General features: G+C 67.0%; 18 protein-coding genes, 1 tRNA gene and 1 riboswitch. Of the genes, 9 read left to right on the forward strand and 10 right to left on the reverse strand.

Annotation, left to right across the window (positions count from 1 at the left end):
* Nucleotides 1–37 precede the first annotated feature (37 nt).
* The 5 genes from uraD to H4W27_RS09235 all read right to left on the reverse strand — a co-directional run bounded on the left by uraD (nucleotide 38) and on the right by H4W27_RS09235 (nucleotide 5,522).
* Nucleotides 38–532: a 2-oxo-4-hydroxy-4-carboxy-5-ureidoimidazoline decarboxylase gene (gene uraD, locus H4W27_RS09215; RefSeq protein WP_192595667.1), complete on the reverse strand. Its 495-nt coding sequence runs from the start codon at nucleotides 530–532 to the stop codon at nucleotides 38–40.
* Nucleotides 529–1,776, reverse strand: coding sequence for an amidase (locus tag H4W27_RS09220; protein ID WP_192595668.1), 1,248 nt, complete (start codon nucleotides 1,774–1,776; stop codon nucleotides 529–531). Before H4W27_RS09220 ends, uraD begins: the two co-directional genes overlap by 4 nt.
* Nucleotides 1,776–2,882: an acetamidase/formamidase family protein gene (locus H4W27_RS09225; protein ID WP_192595669.1), complete on the reverse strand. Its 1,107-nt coding sequence runs from the start codon at nucleotides 2,880–2,882 to the stop codon at nucleotides 1,776–1,778. The genes H4W27_RS09220 and H4W27_RS09225 overlap by 1 nt, the downstream gene beginning before the upstream one ends.
* Before the next feature lie 90 nt (nucleotides 2,883–2,972).
* Entirely contained in the window at nucleotides 2,973–4,079 is a 1,107-nt protein-coding gene (gene metX / locus H4W27_RS09230) for a homoserine O-acetyltransferase MetX (protein ID WP_192595670.1), read from the reverse strand.
* Nucleotides 4,080–4,094: 15 nt separating this feature from the next.
* Nucleotides 4,095–5,522, reverse strand: coding sequence for an O-acetylhomoserine aminocarboxypropyltransferase/cysteine synthase family protein (locus tag H4W27_RS09235; protein WP_192595671.1), 1,428 nt, complete (start codon nucleotides 5,520–5,522; stop codon nucleotides 4,095–4,097).
* Nucleotides 5,523–5,652: 130 nt separating this feature from the next.
* Nucleotides 5,653–5,781: riboswitch (SAM riboswitch) on the reverse strand.
* A 156-nt stretch (nucleotides 5,782–5,937) separates the two neighbouring features.
* Between H4W27_RS09235 and H4W27_RS09240 the strand changes: the two genes are divergently transcribed.
* Nucleotides 5,938–7,392, forward strand: coding sequence for an FAD-binding oxidoreductase (locus H4W27_RS09240; RefSeq protein ID WP_192595672.1), 1,455 nt, complete (start codon nucleotides 5,938–5,940; stop codon nucleotides 7,390–7,392).
* Nucleotides 7,393–7,426: 34 nt separating this feature from the next.
* Here the strand turns inward: H4W27_RS09240 and H4W27_RS09245 are convergent, their stop codons facing one another.
* Entirely contained in the window at nucleotides 7,427–9,421 is a 1,995-nt protein-coding gene (locus H4W27_RS09245) for an FAD/NAD(P)-binding protein (protein WP_192595673.1), read from the reverse strand.
* Between the two features lie 183 nt (nucleotides 9,422–9,604).
* Here H4W27_RS09245 and H4W27_RS09250 point away from each other — a divergent pair.
* From H4W27_RS09250 to H4W27_RS09270, 5 genes are all read left to right on the forward strand, one after another.
* Nucleotides 9,605–9,696, forward strand: a tRNA-Ser gene (locus H4W27_RS09250).
* Nucleotides 9,697–9,798: 102 nt separating this feature from the next.
* Nucleotides 9,799–10,773: an NAD-dependent epimerase/dehydratase family protein gene (locus H4W27_RS09255; protein ID WP_192595674.1), complete on the forward strand. Its 975-nt coding sequence runs from the start codon at nucleotides 9,799–9,801 to the stop codon at nucleotides 10,771–10,773.
* 203 nt (nucleotides 10,774–10,976) lie between these two features.
* Nucleotides 10,977–11,435 carry a hydroxyphenylacetyl-CoA thioesterase PaaI gene (gene paaI / locus H4W27_RS09260; RefSeq protein ID WP_192595675.1) on the forward strand — a complete coding sequence of 153 codons (459 nt, stop codon included), beginning with the start codon at nucleotides 10,977–10,979 and terminating at the stop codon, nucleotides 11,433–11,435.
* 4 nt (nucleotides 11,436–11,439) lie between these two features.
* Nucleotides 11,440–12,771 carry an AMP-binding protein gene (locus tag H4W27_RS09265; protein WP_192595676.1) on the forward strand — a complete coding sequence of 444 codons (1,332 nt, stop codon included), beginning with the start codon at nucleotides 11,440–11,442 and terminating at the stop codon, nucleotides 12,769–12,771.
* Between the two features lie 21 nt (nucleotides 12,772–12,792).
* A complete protein-coding gene (locus tag H4W27_RS09270; RefSeq protein WP_192595677.1) occupies nucleotides 12,793–13,413 on the forward strand; it encodes a TetR/AcrR family transcriptional regulator in 621 nt (206 codons plus the stop codon).
* Between the two features lie 177 nt (nucleotides 13,414–13,590).
* On the opposite strand, the gene H4W27_RS09275 is transcribed toward H4W27_RS09270, so the two are convergent.
* Nucleotides 13,591–14,094, reverse strand: coding sequence for a small multi-drug export protein (locus tag H4W27_RS09275; RefSeq protein ID WP_192595678.1), 504 nt, complete (start codon nucleotides 14,092–14,094; stop codon nucleotides 13,591–13,593).
* A 399-nt stretch (nucleotides 14,095–14,493) separates the two neighbouring features.
* Here H4W27_RS09275 and H4W27_RS09280 point away from each other — a divergent pair, with 399 nt between their 5' ends.
* On the forward strand, nucleotides 14,494–14,895 hold the full coding sequence (locus tag H4W27_RS09280; protein ID WP_192595679.1) for a CBS domain-containing protein: 402 nt from the start codon (nucleotides 14,494–14,496) through the stop codon (nucleotides 14,893–14,895).
* A gap of 140 nt (nucleotides 14,896–15,035) precedes the next feature.
* On the opposite strand, the gene H4W27_RS09285 is transcribed toward H4W27_RS09280, so the two are convergent.
* The gene (locus tag H4W27_RS09285; RefSeq protein WP_192595680.1) at nucleotides 15,036–15,176 is read right to left on the reverse strand and encodes a hypothetical protein; all 141 of its coding nucleotides are present in this window, start codon (nucleotides 15,174–15,176) and stop codon (nucleotides 15,036–15,038) included.
* A 461-nt stretch (nucleotides 15,177–15,637) separates the two neighbouring features.
* Between H4W27_RS09285 and H4W27_RS13760 the strand changes: the two genes are divergently transcribed.
* A complete protein-coding gene (locus H4W27_RS13760; RefSeq protein ID WP_264080981.1) occupies nucleotides 15,638–15,763 on the forward strand; it encodes a hypothetical protein in 126 nt (41 codons plus the stop codon).
* Nucleotides 15,747–16,412 (forward strand): haloacid dehalogenase type II, encoded by a 666-nt coding sequence (locus H4W27_RS09290; protein WP_192595681.1) that lies wholly within the window; start codon nucleotides 15,747–15,749, stop codon nucleotides 16,410–16,412. Before H4W27_RS13760 ends, H4W27_RS09290 begins: the two co-directional genes overlap by 17 nt.
* Nucleotides 16,413–16,560: 148 nt before the next feature.
* Here H4W27_RS09290 and H4W27_RS09295 read toward each other — a convergent pair whose 3' ends face one another.
* Entirely contained in the window at nucleotides 16,561–16,872 is a 312-nt protein-coding gene (locus H4W27_RS09295; RefSeq protein WP_192595682.1) for a hypothetical protein, read from the reverse strand.
* A gap of 271 nt (nucleotides 16,873–17,143) precedes the next feature.
* Nucleotides 17,144–17,308: a hypothetical protein gene (locus H4W27_RS13650; protein ID WP_225939070.1), complete on the reverse strand. Its 165-nt coding sequence runs from the start codon at nucleotides 17,306–17,308 to the stop codon at nucleotides 17,144–17,146.
* Between the last annotated feature and the right edge of the window lie 438 nt (nucleotides 17,309–17,746).

Below are 17,746 nucleotides of genomic sequence, written 5' to 3' on the forward strand. Positions count from 1 at the left end.
GAAACTATTGTTTCATCCGTGAAACAGATGCGTATCCTCACGAGACGGCCTGTTCCAGCCTCCGCACAGCGATCTCAGCCAGCTGCTCGCGGCGCACCGCGGCCTCCTCCTCCGGCGAGTTCTGCAGTCGAAGCTCGAGCTGGCTTCTCATCTCCCGGTCCGAGCGGCCTGCGGCGCGGATCAGGAAGATCCGGTCGAAGCGCTGCTCGTAGGCCTCGTTGGCGCTGATCCATTCCGCCTGGGCGGCCTCATCGGCACCGAGGCTGCCCTGTTCACGTCGGGAGGCCTCGGCCTCTCGGGATGTTCCCTGGGCCTTCTCCCCGATCCGTGGGTGGTGCTCCAGCGCCCCGTCGACCTCCAGATCGGTCCAGCCCCTGGCCATCTCGGCCGCGGTCTCGGTCAGCTCGTCCACGCTGGCATAGGGGCGCCGAGCAAGGATCGCCGAACGCCAGGAGGGGATCGGCGCACAGGCGGCGAGCAGCTCGGTCAGTTCCTCCGGGGCGGCATCATTGAATTCGCTGAGCTTCATCATCGGGTCTCCTGGGTCGACGGGAGCCGGGCATGGAATCTCTGCGCCCAGCGGACGAGTTCGCGATCACTGCCGACAGGTCCGAGCAGGCACACCCCAGTGGGAAGTCCCGCTGCCGTGCGCAGCGGGACATTGACGGCAGGGAGCCCGGCGAGCCCGGCCAGACAGGTGAGCATCATGGTGCCGCGGCGGTGCTCCTCGATGACCTTGCCGCCCAGGGCAGCCTCGCTGCGCAGCGGCGCGGGACCGGCGGCCGAGGGAAGCGCCAGCACGGAGTCGCCGACCCATTCCCGGATGATCCGGCGTGCACCGGCGGCGAGCGCCCGGGCCTGCCGCTCCTGATCTGCGCTGAGCTGGCTGGCCATGCGGAACCGTGCGCCGACGTCGTCGGCCATCGCCTCCCAGCGGGCACCCACCCATGAACCGTGGTTCGCCCAGGCCTCACGCATCTGGATGATCCGGAATGCTTCGAGCCAGGCGGCGCGCATCTCGGCGGAGACGCCGTCGAGTCGCTTCAGGTGCACTCGCGGCCGCAGGGAGTTCTGATGCGCGGTCACACCGTCCACAGCGGCGCGCACGGTCTCTGCCACCTCCGGGTCCACCTGGTCGAAGAGGCTGGGGATGAGCGTGAGCTCCGCCGGCAGCCCGGCGTGCTGCTCTGCCTCCTGCCTGACGGGGACGAGCACATCGGCGACCAGCCCCAGCGTCTCGGCGTCGCGGGTCATCCAGCCCACCGTGTCGAAGCTCTGCGCCAGCGGAAGCAGACCCTCGCGGGAGATCAGCCCGTGGGTGCTGCGCATCCCCCATAGACCCTGATAAGAGGCCGGCACGCGGATGGACCCCCCGGTGTCCGTGCCGAGCCCGATGCTCGCCTCCCCCAGCGCGACGGCGGCCGCGGAGCCCGAGCTGGACCCGCCGCTGATCCGGTCGGCGGCCCTGGGGTTGGGCGGGGTCCCATAGTGCTGGTTGGTCCCGGCCAGAGAGAGGGCGAGCTCGTCGGTCTGCGCGATGCCGAGGACCTCGGCGCCGGCCTGCAGCAGCTGCGCAAGAGCGGCAGCCGTGGTGGTCTCCACGGCTGCCTCCGCCAGCCAGGTCGGATTGCCCGCACCGATGCGGTGACCCGCCACCGCATAGAGGTCCTTGACGGCGACGCTCTGGCCGTCCAGGGGTCCGGACCCGACGGCCGGCACCAGCGGGGCGTGCGCGTCGCCGCCTTCTCGCCAGACCGTGCTGTCCTTGGTCTCCATCACAGCCTCGCGAAGTCCTTGATCGTCACGCGTGCGTGCACCCCTTTGACCAGGTCGACCACCTGGGAGATGTTGAAGTCCGTGGCGGCGGAGAGATAGGCGTAGGCGTGCTCGGCATCCAGACCCCAGCGGGCCTGGAGCAAGGTGATCGCGTTGCGCACGCAGTTCTGCACGGCGAGGTCCAGGTCCTCGTCCATGCCGGTGGGGATGAGGAACTCGGCGGTCTCGGCGAGCGGCCCGATCTGCTCGCCGAAGGCCGCGAGCGCCTGCTCCCGCGGAATCACGTCGAAGCTCAGCGTCCCGCGCAGCGAAGCCTCCATCGCAGTCAGTGCGACCTCACCGTCGCCCTGGGCGAAGTGGGGATCCCCGACGAAGGCCAGCGCCCCCGGAACCTGCACCGGAAGGTAGAGCGAGGCTCCTTCGGTGAGCATCTTGATGTCGATGTTGCCGCCATGGGGCCCCGGCGGCACCGAATGGGGGCGCGTCTCCCCTTTCACGGCCACGCCGATGGTGCCGAAGAAGGGGGCCAGATCGAAGGTCAGCAGCTTCTCGGCGCCGGCGCGCGGGGCCATCCGTCCCCGAGCCTGTGCCTTCCCGTCCTGAGTCGCTTCAGTCTCCTCCACGTCGGCGAAGATCGAGACGTTGCCCTCCCGGCGGGGGTACTCGCCGTTCAGCGCTCCCCTGCCGTGACGGTTGGAGATGATGCCATAGGGGACACGGCGCTGCAGCCTGTCGATGCTGATCTTGAGCAGGTCTCCGGGGAGCGCGCCCTCGACGTGGATCGGCCCGGTGTTCACATGCGGGCCGTCTGCGGCCGCATCGCGCGGGTGATCACTGGCGGCGAGCTCGATGGCGTCGGTGAGCACCTGTTCGGCCGGGACACCGTGGCTGGTGAAGTATGCCAGCGGATCACGGCCCTGATCTTCGAGGATGCCCTCATGGGAGAGGGTGTCGATGACGACCTGCTCACCTGACTGGACGCGCATCACCGGAGCGTCGGCCGCGCAGGGAAGCCTCCCCCAGAAGATGTTCTCTGCGGTGGCCGGCAGATACCGGCCGCCCACGGGCAGGTGCTCACCGGGCTGAAGGATGGGCTGCGGGCTCATGGATCACTCTCCTCGTCCCGGTCAGTCTGCCCGATCAGTTGTTACAGCGCGGTGACATCCTTGGAATACCTGTTTCGGCTGAACAGCGGTTCAGAGCCGCAGCGTGGCCCGCATGGGGACCCCGAGCTGCTCTGCGCTGGTGAGGAACCCGTCGTGCCCGATCGGCGAGTGGATCATGTGAACCGAGTGGTCCCCTGGAATCGAATCTGCGATCTGCTGGGACTGCTCGGGAAGATACAGCCGATCGGTCTCCACCGCCGCCAGGAAGGGGACGGCCGTGACCCCGGCGAGCGCCTGAGCCGCTCCCCCGCGCCCCCGACCCACGTCATGGCTCATCAGCGCCTCGGAGAGGATCAGGTAGGAGTTGGGGTCGAAACGCTTGAGCAGCTTGTTCGCCTGATGGTCCAGATAGGACTCCACCTGGTAGCGGCCGCGGCGCCGTCGGCTCCAGCCGAAGGGATCTTCTGCGCCCTGGGCAGCCCGGCCGAATCGTGCGCCCAGCTCCGCCTCGGCGCGGTACGTGATGTGGGCGATCCGTCGGGCGAGTCCGAGCCCCGACTGCGGGGCAGGTCCACCGTAGTAGTCGCCCCCGCAGAAATGCGGATCGTTCTCCACCGCCAGCACCTGGGCCTGGCCGAAGGCGATCTGCTCGGCAGTCGACGCCGCACCGCAGGCGAAGACCGCCACGCCGTCGACCATCTCCGGGTACGTGGCGGCCCATTCCAGCGCGCGGGCGCCTCCCATGGATCCACCGATCACCGTGTGAAACTTCTGGATGCCCAGGGCTTCAGCCAGCCGGGCTTCCAGGTGCACGGAATCGCGAATCGTCACGAAGGGGAATCGGGAGCCATAGGGCTTCCCCTCGGGATCCAGGGAGGCGGGTCCGGTGGAGCCGTAGCAGCCGCCGACCATCGCCGGAGCGATGACGAACCAGCGCTGGGTGTCGATCGGGCGTCCCGGGCCCAGCAGGCCCTCCCACCAGCCGATGGAAGGATCTGCCGGGGTGGAGGCGACATGGGAGTCCCCGGTCAGGGCGTGCGCCACGAGGACCGCATTGCTGCCGTCCTCTTCGAGCGTGCCCCAGGTCTCGTAGGCGATGGTGACTTCGGGAAGCTGCCCACCTGTCTCAAATGTGTACGCTCCGACATCGACCGTCTTCAGCGCACCCGCGGGCCTGTCCCCAAAGTCATTCAGCACCCGATCACCCTAACCTCAGACCGCTGCTGCGGCTTCTTGCTTCGTCACATTGTCCGCACTCTGGTCCTGCTCAGAAGAGTCCTGGTCAGCGGCCTGGATCGTTGCCGCCTTCTCCAGTCCCTGGGCGAGATCGGCGATGATGTCGTCGATGTGTTCCAGGCCCACCGAGAGCCGGACCAGACCGGGCTTGACCCCGGCGGCATGCTGTTCGGCGGGGCTGAGCTGCCGGTGGGTGGTCGAGGCCGGGTGGATGGCCAGGGAGCGCACGTCACCGACATTGGCCACCAGCGAGTGCAGCTCGAGCGCGTCGACCAGCGTCTGGCCCGCACGGGCCTGCGTCTCGTCGTCGTCGCCGGCTCCACCGGCGAGCTCGAAGGCCAGCACCGCGCCGGTGCCTCGGGGCAGGTACTTCTGCGCGCGTTCGTAGCAGGGGCTCGAGGGCAGCCCGGAGTAGTAGACCCGCTTCACCGCATCATGAGCCTCCAGGTACTCGGCGACCTTCTGCGCGTTGGCGACGTGGCGCTCGATCCGCAGCGAGAGGGTCTCCAGGCCCAGGTTGATCTCGAAGGCGTTGTGCGGGGACAGTGCGGGGCCGAGGTCGCGCAGCAGCTGCACGCGGGCCTTGAGGATGAAGGAGAGGTTGACCCCGAAGATCCCCTCGGCGCCGAGATCCCGGCCGAAGACGAGCCCGTGGTAGCTCTCGTCCGGAGTGCTGAACCCGGGAAAGCGATCTGGGTGGGCGAAGTAGTCGAAGCGTCCGGAGTCCACGATCACTCCGGCGATGGCGGTGCCGTGGCCGCCGAGGAACTTCGTGGCCGAGTGGACGACGACGTCGGCCCCGAAGTCGATCGGCTTGATCAGGTACGGGGTGGTCAGCGTGGAGTCGATGATCAGCGGCGCGCCATGTTCATGGGCGACCGAGGCCACCCCCTCGATGTCCAGCACGTCTCCGCGCGGATTGGCCACGGACTCCCCGAAGAAGGCCACGGTGTTCTCCCGCGTGGCGGCGCGCCATGACTCCAGGTCATCGGGATCCTCCACGAAGGTCACCTCGATGCCGAACTTCGGCAGCGTGTGCTTGAAGAGGTTCTGCGTGCCGCCGTAGAGCGTCGGGGAGGCGACGATGTGGCTTCCGGATTCCGCGATGTTCAGCAGGGCCAGGGAGGTGGCGGCCTGTCCCGAGCCGACGGCCAGCGCTCCGACTCCGCCCTCGAGGGCGGCGATCTTGTCCTCGATCGCCTGGACCGTGGGGTTGCCGATGCGGGAGTAGATCGGGGCGATCTCTTCGAGTCCGAAGCGGCGTGCTGCGGCCGCCGTGTCCGGGAAGACGAAGGAGGTGGTCTGCTGGATCGGCAGCGCCCGTGCTCCGGTGACGGGGTCGGGGGCGACTCCGGCGTGGATCTGCTGGGTCTCGAACTGCCAGGTGCTGTTGTCGTTGCTCAAGGGATTCTCCGTTCAATGCGGTCCGAGGCGGAGCCGCGCATGAACGTCGCTGCCAGCTGCGAGAGCTTCTGGCGCTGAATCCTGTACGGCCCTGTCCTGAGGACTGGTGTAAGGGCCCGCACTGGTGTGTGGCCCGCGCTTGCCACGTCGATCACTGAGTCACGTGATCGCCGCAGCCAGGTCGTCACCCGGGGCACCCCACCGCGAACTGGAGGGTTGTCGGCCAGCAAACCGGGGTTTTGCGCTGGCACTCTTGACCTAGGGACAAGTCTGCATCGCGGAACGCCCCGGCGCAAGTGGGCCGCAGCGGTTGAGCGCAAGTGCGTCGCGACAGTTCAGCGCCAGTGCGCCGCGACAGCCGAGTGCAGCAGCACCGCGGCAGGTGGACGGATTCCGCTCGCCTAGACTCGGCCCCATGAGCGCCTCCGTCCACCATGTCCTGACAGTCCTGCGCGACTCTTTCACGCACCACGCCCTGAGCACCGAGGCCGGAGAGCTCGAGTCCCACGCGGTGGACAAGGGGCCGCTCGAGCATTGGCAGGTGCATGCTCCGCTCGCCGTCGTCTTCGCGGAATCGGCGCAGGACGTGCAGAAGCTGGTGCGCCTCTCCGCCGAGCATGGCTTCCCGGTCATCACCCGCGGGGCGGGGACCTCCGTCTCCGGCGGCGCCAACACCACTGCCGGCTCCGTGGTGCTGAACCTGACCCGCATGAACCGGATCCTTGCGATGCGGGCAGAGGACGAGGTCGCCGTGGTCGAACCGGGCGTGATCAACGCGGACCTGAACACCGCGGCGGCCGAGCATGGGTTGATGTATGCCCCCGACCCGGCCAGCTATCGCACGTCCACCATCGGCGGCAATGTCGCCACCAATGCCGGCGGGCTGCGCTGCGCCAAATATGGGGTGACCCGAGATTCGGTGCTGGCCCTGGATGTGGTGCTCGCCGACGGCACGCTGATCCACACCGGCCAGGCCACTTTCAAAGGGGTGGCCGGTTACGACCTGACCAGCCTCTTCGTCGGCTCCGAGGGGACCCTGGGGATCGTCGTGGGCGTCACCGTGCGGCTGCGACACCTGAGCCGACACACCGAGACCATCGCCGCCTTCTTCGGCGAGCTGACCACCGCCGCCCAGGGCGTGCTCGACATCGGCAGGGCCCGAGTCCAGCCCGCGATCACCGAGCTGCTGGACCACCGGACCATGTTGGCCCTGGATGAGGCGCAGGGTTCGGACCTGGCTCAGCGCGGCAACACCCTGCTGCTGATCCAGACCGACGGTCACGGTGCGAGCATCGAGGCGGAGATCATCCGCAAGGTTCTCAGCGGGCTCGGCGCCGAGGTCAGCGCTCCGGGGTCCACCGAATCTGAGCGGCTGATCGAGCTGCGCCGGCACGCCCGTGGGGACGGGATCGTCACCGAGGTCCGGGTGGGCGAGGATGTCGCGGTCCCGCGCTCGAGGCTGGTGGACTATATCCGCGCGATCGAAGATCTTGCTGAGGAGCACCAGGTCCAGCTGAAGGTCGTCGCCCACGCGGGGGACGGGAACCTGCACCCCACCTTCAGCGTCCCCAGCTCCGAGATCGAACCTCTGGCCGGTCCAGAACCGAGCGCGCAGGACCGCGAGAGCGACGACGACGGCGCCTCGTCCCAGACGGTCTCAGCCTTGTCCCGACTGCATGCCGCCCTGGACGGCTCCGTGCGGATCGCCCTGGAGATGGGCGGGACGATCACCGGCGAGCACGGCATCGGCACCTATAAGCTGCGCTGGCTGAGCTGGGAACAGTCAGCCGAGGTCATCGAGCTCCAGCGCAGCATCAAAAACGTCTTTGACCCTGACCATCGGCTCAACCCGGGGCGCGCGATCCTGTGACCGGTGCCGGCCCGGCGGGCTCCGCCGGCCCGTTTCAAGCCGCCGGTCCAGCCAGCACTGCCCGGGCGGCGGCATCGGCATCTGCCAGCGTGCGCGCGGAGGATTCGGCGTCTCCGCCGGCCTCTGCGGCGATGGCAGTCCCCCACTGCACGGAGCTGAGCTGGAGTCCGAGCACGTAGATCTCCTCCGGCTGCGCCCCGTCGGCGGGGATCAGCCGGTGCGGCGGCGGTGTGACGTCGAAGCCCTTGCCGGCCCGCGGCGCCCCGGAGGCGTCCGCGAGTTCCCGTGGCCGGGCGAGGCCGCTGCGCAGTAAGCCTGCCACCAGCGGCGAGCGGGAGAGCTGGACCCGGTTCGCCGGCATCATCGCCTCCAGCAGCCAGCGGGCCTGATAGGTGGGGGCCGCCACAGCCGGAGATTCCGCGGTGAAGCAGCCCGTCTCGCGGTCCACGTCGAAGATCGGCTCCGGCCCCAGGAACTCCACCACACCCGACCTGACCAGAGCGGCGAGCTCTTCGATCCGCTGCAGCGGCGGACCGCTGGCGAGACCCTCCACCAGGGACTCGAACCAGCCCTCGATCTCGCTGATCTGGCTGGCCTGGGAGACCCGACCCTGACTGATCAGTGCCTTGACCTCCATGCGTGCCAGGTGCAGCGCCCCGATGGCCATCTTCACGGGACTGCGCACCCCGGCGGCGGAGGTCGCCGCGTCATCTTCGAGATAGGTCTCCATGTGCTGCTGATACTGCTCGGCTGAGTCGAAGGTCAGCTCTCCGAAGGGGCGACCGAGCGAGCGGATGTCGAACCAGAGCACGTCCGGAGCATGCTCGCGCAGCAGGTGGTGGCCCCGGGTGCGCAGCACCGCCTCGCCCAGATGAGTGTCCGCCAGCAGCTCGTCCAGAGTGCCCGGGAACCCCTCCCCGAAGAGCTCGGGCGCGACCCGGATCAGGGTCCGGTAGTAGGTGCGCAGCACGTCGCGCTGGATCAGCGGCCACAGGTGGGCCGAGAAGTCCAGCACATCGTGGCGCCGTTCGGCGGCGGCGATCGCCTCAGCAGTGAGATGGTGCAGCGTGACACCCACGGGCGCGAACCCGGGCGCAGTGGTCAGCGCCGTGGATTTTCCGCGGTATGGGGTGCCGCGTCGTGACCCGGCGACCAGATGCGGCTCGTCTCCGGTGGCCAGGTACTCCAGGCGCTGTCCGGCGGGACGGTCTGGATGCTCGTGGAAGACTCCTCCGCGGCCCACGCTGGCCTGGATCATCAGGTCGAAGAAGTTCAGCCCCATGCCGCGGACCAGCACGTTCTCCCCGGCGGGCAGCGCGTGATAGTCGACGTCCGTGGGGATCGCGGGCGCCTGATAGCGCAGCCCCAGCTCCTGGGCCACTGCGGTGAAATGCTCGCCGGTCTCGTTCAGGCCTGCAGGGATATGACCCAGCGCCAGCACGACCTGATCGGCACGGACGTGGGCGACGTCGTCGTCGAGGACGAGCTCATAGCCTGCTCCCGCCCGGCTCAGCGAGGTCACCTCGGCCCGGCGCTGTTCCACAGAGATTCCGGCGTGGCGCTGCAGCGCGGCGCAGACCTCGGTGTGCAGCCAGCTCAGGTACTGGCCGTAGGCGGCGCGCGTCGGATAGTCGGTGTCGGCCCCACCGTGATCCACCCCATGAAAGACCGGCGGCTCGAAGCTGTCTGTCCGCACCGGGCTCGCGGTGGCCTCCGCCGCGTGCCCCTCGCGCCACTGGGCGAAGGAGCGCGAGACCGATGACGCCGGAAGCCGTGCCTGGGTCTGACCGGCGGGCGCCGCCGTGGGAAAGCTCGCCGGGGTGTTCATCAGGTACAGCGGCGACTGCCGCGGATTCCAGACCCTGCCGGGACCGTGCGGGCCCGGATCGATCACGATGATGCGCAGCAGAACCGAGGCGGCATCCCGATGTCCGTGCTCGACCGCCCCCAGGAGTCGTTCCAGGAACGAGGTGCCGCGTGGGCCCGCACCGATCACGGCGACCGTGCGTTCCTCAGGCTTCGCCGACATGGGTGGTGGGATCTCCTGCTGAGCTGGGCGGTGGACTGGGCACGGCCCTGGGCTGGCCGGGGGCCGGCTCACGGGCGCGGAAGGTTCCTTCTCAGGGTACTGCGGGGGCGCTTTGTCAGTTTCCTGACCGAACCGCTAGTCTAGACGGGCACATGAGAACGGTTCGCCGCCATCGTGGGCACAGGAGGCGTGCCAGAGCGGCCGAATGGGCTTCACTGCTAATGAAGTGTCCGCCTCAAAGCGGACCGGGAGTTCAAATCTCCCCGCCTCCGCCAGTGTGAGAAGCACCCCTGCCGGGACCAGTCCGGGCGGGGGTGCTTCTGCATCTGCGGTGGACATCCGGCCGCCCGGGCGGCGAATGTGGCTAGGCTCGGACCATGACTGTCCCCTCCGCGATGACCGCCCCCGCAGCCCCGCATGCCGAGGATCCAGAGAGGCCGCGCGCCGTGATGGTCGGCTGCGGCGATGTGGGGACCCGGATCGGGCACCGGCTGCTTCAGCGGGGCTTCTCGGTCACCGGCTGGCGACGCAGCCCGGAACGGCTTCCGGCCACGTTCGACGGCGCGGCCGTGGACCTCACCGAGCCCGAGAGCGTCCCCCATCCGCCGACGGACACCGCAGCCGTGGTCTTCTCCCCCGCAGCCGGCAGCCGTGACCCGCAGCGCTATGAACAGGTCTACCTCCAGGGCCTGAGCACGGTCCTGGCCCGCCTGGAGCAGGCTGGACTCGCCGATTCCGTGCGGGTCCTGCTGGTCTCGTCCACCTCGGTGCTCGGCGACGCCGAGGGCATGCTGGACGAGTCGGCCCCGCTGACCCCGGCGAGCGCCACCGGCGAGGTGCTGGCCCGCACCGAGGAGCTGCTCGCCTCCTGGAGGACCGGCGGCGCCGCCTCGTCCGCGCGCAGCCGCAGCGGCGTGCTGCGCCTCTCCGGGATCTACGGTCCGGGACGCGACCGGATCCGCAAGCAGCTGCGCTCCGGATCCGTGGGGGAAGCCGCAGGCCAGGACGTTCACCAGGCCTGGAGGATCTCCAACCGCATCCATTCGGAGGATGCCGCCCGCGGCGCCGTGGAACTGTTGAGCCTCGATTCTCCGCCGGAGCTGCTGCTGGGCGTGGACACGCTGCCCGTCCCGGTGGGGCTGGTGCACAACTGGATGGCGGACCAGCTTGGACTCCACCACCCGTGGAGCGATCCGCGTCTGGATCCTGCACTCGTGGAGAGCGTCCCGCCCCTGGATCTGCTCACCCACGGCCACGGCAGGGCGCTGGACGGATCCCGGCTGCATGGCCTGCTCGGCGAGCTGCTCCACCCGGACTTCCGCTCGGGCTACGCCGCCGCGCTGCAGGAGTGAGTCGGGCGCGGCCCCTCGCGCGCTCATCTCGTGCACATCCAGGCCGCGCTGCGTCCTGCCCCGCATCACTGGCCCCGCATCACTGCCCCGCATCGCCGGTCCCGCCAGCTGGACCGCTCCGACATGTGCTTGACATCACAACTGCTCCGGTGCTTCAGTTGACTTACTGACCATTCGGTCTGGAATTACGATGAGGAGCACCGATGACGGAGTCCACCCAGCTCGCCCACGAGGGACGGCAGAAGCCCCTCGAGGGTCCGCACCATCGGATGTTGGACAACGATCGGACATCTCAGGCTCTCGGCATCACGGTCCTGCAGGCCGACCCCGGCCACGCCCGGATCAGCATGACCATCCGGGAAGACATGACCAACGGCTTCGACATCGCCCACGGAGGAATGATCTTTGCCCTGGCCGACACCTGTTTCGCCATGGCATGCAATCATCCGAGCCTCGACGAGGGGACCATCACCGTCGCCTCCGGCGTGGACATCAACTTCCTGAAACCCGCCCTCCTGGGAGACGAGATCATCGCCGAGGCGATCGAGGTGGCGCGCGCCGGCCGCAGCGGCGTCTCCGATGTGAAGATCACCCGTGGCGAGGACCTCATCGGCCTCTTCCGCGGCCGCTCCCGCACCATCGCCTCTCCCGGAAAGAAATGAACCCATGAGCATCCTCAACACGGAAGCCGCCGAGATCCCGCCGACTGAACCCGGCGCGCCCGACACCGAAGAGATGATGAGCCGCGAGGAGATCGAGGCGCTGCAGCTCACCCGCCTGCAGCAGACGCTGCGCCACGCCTATGACAACGTCGCGGCGTACCGCGAGCTCTACGACGCCCACGGCGTCGGTCCTGACGACCTGCAGACGCTGGAGGACCTGGCGAAGTTCCCCTTCACCGACAAGGAGTTCCTGCGCGCGGCCTACCCCTTCAAGGCCTTCGCCGTGCCGATGGAGCAGGTCCGCCGCATCCACGCCTCCTCCGGCACCACCGGCCTGCCCACAGTGGTGGGCTACACCGACCAGGACATCGACACCTGGGCCGGCCTGTTCGCCCGGTGCCTGCGCTATTCCGGGGTTCGTCCGGGAGACCTGGTGCACAACGCCTACGGCTACGGCCTGTTCACCGGCGGGCTCGGAGCCCACTACGGCATTGAGAAGCTCAAGGCCACCGTGATCCCGATGTCCGGAGGACAGAGCGAGAAGCAGGTCCAGCTCATCCGGGATTTCAGACCCCGGGTGATCCTGTGCACTCCCACGTACCTGCTGGCGCTCGCCGATGCCTTCCGCGACGCGGGCATGGACCCTCGGGAGACCTCGCTGGAGGTGGCTGTGCTCGGCGCCGAGCCGTGGACGGAGAAGATGCGCCACGAGATCGAGCAGACCTTCGACCTCACCGCCTGCGACATCTACGGGCTCTCAGAGGTCATGGGACCCGGTGTCGCCGGCGAGTCCGGTGAGCGCCAGGACGGCTCCACCATCTGGGAGGACCACTTCCGTCCCGAGATCATCGACCCGATCGAGGAAGAGGTGCTGCGCACCGGTGAGCACGGCGAGCTGGTCTTCACCACCTTGACCAAACAGGCGCTGCCGATCATCCGCTACCGCACCCATGATCTGACCCGGCTGCTTCCCGGCTCCGACCGCCCCGGTCACCGGCGCATGGGCCGGATCACCGGTCGCAGCGATGACATGATCATCCTGCGCGGGGTCAACCTCTTTCCCTCTCAGATCGAAGAGATCGCCCTGGAGATCCCCGCCCTCTCTCCCCATTTCCAGCTGCGCCTCGCGCGTCCGGGAAAGATGGATGAGATGACCGTGCACATCGAACGGCGCCCGGAGACCAGCGCCGAAGAGGCCGAGACCGCCGGCGCGGAGCTCGCCCGGCAGATCAAGGTCAAGGTCGGATCCAGCTGCAGGATCAGCGTGGAGGAGCCCGGGTCGCTCGCCCGCTCCTCCGGCAAGCTGCGCCGGATCTATGACCAGCGCCCGAAATGATGCGCCGCTAGTGTGGACGTCATGAGCACCACTTCCACGACGTCGTCCACCTCCCGCAGGGGACGTCCCGGCTATGACCGCGAGGGTCTGATCACGGTCTGCGTGGAGGCGTTCAACCGGCACGGCTATGAGGCGACCTCCATGGGGGCGCTCTCCCGTGAACTGGGCATCTCCAAGTCCGCCATCTACCACCACGTGGACTCCAAGGAGGAGATCCTCGACATCGCGCTGAACCGTTCGCTGGCCGAGCTGGAGCGCGTGATCGCGGAGGCGGAGGCGCTTGACGCCCCGGCGGTGGCTGAGCTGGAGATCATCCTGAGCGAATCGGTCAAGGTGCTGACCACTTCATTGCCCTATGTGACGCTGCTGCTGCGCCTGCGAGGGAACTCCGAGATGGAGGTCAAGGCGCTGCAGCGACGCCGCGAGATCACCCTGCGCATCGCGGAGCTGATCCGGCAGGCCCAGCAGGACGGGGACCTTCGCGGCGACATCGACGCCCGCACAGCCTCCCGCCTGGCGATGGGCACGATCAACTCGATCGTGGACTGGTACCGGCCGGTGGGCGGCGCCCCGGATGCGGCGCTGGCCGAGACGGTGAAGCAGACCATCCTCGGCGGGCTGCGCGCCCCGCAGCCGGGCTAGCCATGGTCCCCGAGACCCCGTGAATGCCGGAGACTTGGACCGTGGACGAGCTTGGTGGCCCGCCGGCTACCCGGCCGGGGCTGCACTGTCCGCAGCACGACGGCGAGGTTCTCTGAGCCTGCAAGCAGCGCGCCGACCTAGTGATGGCCGACGCCATATCTCTGACGACCACCGGCGCTAGAAACCCAACAGCTGCAGTCCCGTCACCGCCGCGATCGCCGCCGCGATGCTCCACCCGACAGTGGCCGCCCCGACCCACACGAACGCCGGTGTCGCCCGGACCCCTGCAGCCACTGCGGCCAATGCCGCTAGCTGTGTCCCGATGCCCAGCGGACCGAGGATGGCCAGCAGCGGCAGTCCTCCACGGTCCATGACGCGCTCGATGCGTTCCTGTTTGCGCCGCGCCTTAGCCTCTCGGTGGGCTCGGCTCCTCGAGTCCGGCTCCGTGCCCGAGGCGTCCCTCTTGCGCTGCCGCCAGGTGGTCCACCTTTGACGCAGCCGCTCTCCCCCATAGGCAGCTGCGCCCACGGTCAGAAGATTGCCGAGGGTGCCGGCTATGATCACCGGAATCAACGGCAGCCCCGTGGCGATGCCTGCCGGGATGACCAGGATCGCTTCCAGCCACGGGGTGGCTCCACCTAGGAATACCCCGGCCAGGCCCCACCACTCGTGTGCATTCATCGATAATCCTCGCAATGACTGGGATCCCGGCCAGCTTCGCACGTGACCGGTCGAAATGTCTCCATCTTGAAGCCGGTGACAGGTTCTGACCGGCTCTTCGGCAGTGACCGCAGCCCGTGCCGCACCGGATCACGCAGGTGAGCGGAGGACCCTTTACAGTCCGGTAGCGGGGGGCTACGTTGGGATTGCTCAAGCCCCGGGCACTGACTGAATCCTCGTCAAGGACTGTCCCGTGGAGCCCATTGCTCGTCGCGATCGACGCCGGAGACAGGTCACCGAGATGTCGGACCGCGGGGCCGCGTCTGAAGTTCCACGCTGAGCATTGAAATCTCGCCACCCGGCTGCCGGAGAGCCTGGAAAACGGGCCGAGAACAACCCAGCACTATCGAAGGAGTCGAGATGACCAAGGCACGCGAGATCATGACCCCTGGGGCCGAATGCGTCGGAGAGAACCAGACCCTGGAAGAGGTCGCGCGCAAGATGAAAGATCTCGACGTCGGGGCCCTGCCTATTTGCGGGGAGGACAACCGGCTCAAAGGCGTCATCACCGACCGTGACCTCGTCATCAAATGCATGGCGGTCGGCACCGACCCTCGCCAGGTCAGAGCTGGCGAGCTGGCTGAAGGCAAGCCCGTCACGATCGGCGCCGATGACAGCGTCGACGAAGCGATCGCGACCATGAGCAACCATGAGGTGCGCCGTCTTCCAGTCATCGATGGACATGACCTGGTGGGAATGCTCAGTCGAGACGACATCGCACGCTCCGTGCCCGATCCCCGCCCTCGGGAATTTGACCTATAGTTCTGCGCGCCTGGTCTCGCTGAGACGGTTCAGCAGTCTGCCCGGCGGCGTACCGGCGCATGACAGCTGAGCAACTCTTCAGCGGAGCCGAGGTACCGAATCCCGGAGTGAGGAACTTGCGCAGGTGCGGGGTATCGACGTCACGGGTCCACGGTCTCCGCCTCAGCGTCACCGGCCGAACGCAGAATCTTTTCAGCCAGCGCAGTTTCGATGCTCTCGACGATCAGATAGACGCCTCCCGCGACGAAGGCGGCCAGGGCCCAGACAGCTGCATGATCCACCGTGTTTCTGAGGAGAAAGTATCGAGAATCCGAACGTGGTGCTTTCTCGACCGACGGTGCTGCGCGTGCCGCGGACCACTGTGCTGAGAAGCCCATGCTGATCGTCTTGAGGGCTCATAGGAGGGTTTCACCTTCCGTCTGCGCTGATTGAACTTGCCGTCCGCCGGTGCCGTCCGCCTAGCTGGCAGCTTCCAGCGGGACAGGGTGCAGTGAGAAACCAGTATCCACTGAAGAACCCGGCGTGTCCTTCGTCCTCGTTGCAGTTCTCAGATGGTTCGGGTCTGTGGTCCCTGAGAGGCCTTCGACGGCGAGGCGGCAGAAATCCTGATAGCGCCTCGAATCATCGCACTGCCAGACTGCGCACCCCGACTGACCAGATCGCTGACTCTGACCCGCAGGGGTCGGCACAGAGGATCTTCGACTCTTCATTCGCGGCACCGGACGTCTTGCGTCTCAAGGGGTTGAGCGGAGACGATTCTCCTCTCGGCACCGAGAACGCTTCTGGCCCCGATGAGACCCAGGAGGCCGAGGAGGCCGAGGAGCAAGAGTCCTACTTCGAAGGAGCCGCGCATGACTGGTCGCGTTGAGGCAGTGGTGTTTGACGTCCTGGAGACGTTGCTCGATCTGGACCCGATCGGTTCCAGACTCCAGGAGGTCGGCCAGCAGTCTTCGGTACTGGGCCCCTTCTTCATGCGTTTCCAACGTGACGCGATGGCGCTGTCCCTTGCCGGCGAGAATGCAGATTTCACCCGGACAGCCCGCCAGGCGTTGCGCACCGAGACTCAACAGGGCATGTCAGACTCCGATATTGACTACGTCCTGGACGGCTTCGGAACGATGCCCGCGTTCCCAGATGCCGCTCCCGCACTGAAGAGACTCTCCGAGGCCGGGGTGACTGTCGGATGCCTGACTGTCGGCGACCCCGAGAACACTCGCTCCTTTCTGGAGGGGGCAGGCTTAAATTCCTACGTCGATCATGTCGTGACATCTGACGCTGTCGGGGTGTGGAAGCCAGCTCCTGAGGTGTATCGCTATAGCGCGGACACGCTGGGTTGCGACATGGGCCGCATGGCCCTGGTGGCAGTGCACGCCTGGGACTGCCACGGAGCGAAGAAGGCCGGCGCCATGGCTGGCTGGTGTTCCCGCCTGGAAGGCAGACCCGGCGAGGTCTTCCTCCCCGCTGACGTCGCTGGCGAAGACCTCGTCGAGGTGGTCGACGGGCTACTCGCGCTGTAACTCGGAAACGGATCTGCGATTCGAGGCATCATCATCCAGCGCGGGATGCTGTCCCCAGCGAACGACGGGCGACAGCCTGGACCTTGCTGTGACCTGCGATCCCGATATGAGGCTCAAGCTGCACGCGCTCGACTCAGTGACGCTTTGTCTACACTTGATTGAGTTCATCACCAATTAGATTCGGAATAGCAGGATGGATTTTAGTTGTTGATCTAAACAGCACCACCATGGGCTCGTAGCCTTGGAGGAAGCAGTGAAAGTTCAGCCGACCTAGAGATATGATCTCGTCTTTGGTTAAATCCTCTGTCCCTGCTATTAGCTTAGACACCGCTACCTTCGAGTCACTAGCCATGATGAGAAGGACAGCCTCTCCTGGACCCAGCTCAGGGTCTGCGGTGCGCCACTGCCGATGTGGCTCACCAGGGGCCGGCACTACCGAGATTCTCGTCTCGTCATTCATAGCTCTCAACTGTATGCCGGCCCTCGACGACGCGCGCTTGTCTTCCAACCCTTAGGTTGCAAGGCAAACGGACAAGACACCGCTCCCCCGCTCAAGATCTGCGAAATCCCGCAGAGGACGATTCCCCCAGCGCCTCGCAACAGTGTCTCGATAGCTTCGTGCACTCGTCATGGGTTGCGAGACACCCGCGCGAACCGGTTGATCAGCATTCACGGCCGTCGTGGTCCCTGGAACACCTGCCGAAAAAAATCACCTGCCCACCCGGCCAGCGTTAGTTGGCCGCGTCTACGCTCGTGTTCTCCTCTGGGGTGACCCCCACCGCAAATGCCCATTGCACACTGCGGGTCCCCTGCTCCGCCTCGATCTCCAGCTGCCCTGCCGCATACGGGTAGTCCGTCACGACCTCGTAAGTCTGCCCGTCCTCCGAACAAGGCATGACCCCTTGTTCCTCACCATCTAGGGAAAACGGAGGGCCGTGATCTGCCCCTTCGCACCACACAGAAAACGCTACGGCTTCCCTCTCTGGGGGCAACCTTGTGACCCCACCGAAAGGAGCTGTCCCATAACCAGCTAGCGCGTACCAGGATTCGAAACCTTGTTGCTCCAGAGCTGCTGTTGCCTTGTCCATACGTTTTTGCCCGTCCTCTGCAAGGTCCCCCACTCCGGTGCCAGATTGCTCGGCACCTTCAGTGCAGGAGACGAGTAAGAGCGGGATGGCCACAAGGACAAATAATCGCGGGGTTCGCATACTTCACCGTCTCAAATAGGAACCTCGAGTGAAACGTCACCACTGAGCTCAGCATCGCATTGATCATCGTCGAAACGGCGCGCGCTCTGATCCCATTTACTGAGCCCTTCTGGGGCAAGTACAGAC

The organism is Nesterenkonia lutea (assembly GCF_014873955.1).
Classification (GTDB): domain Bacteria; phylum Actinomycetota; class Actinomycetes; order Actinomycetales; family Micrococcaceae; genus Nesterenkonia; species Nesterenkonia lutea.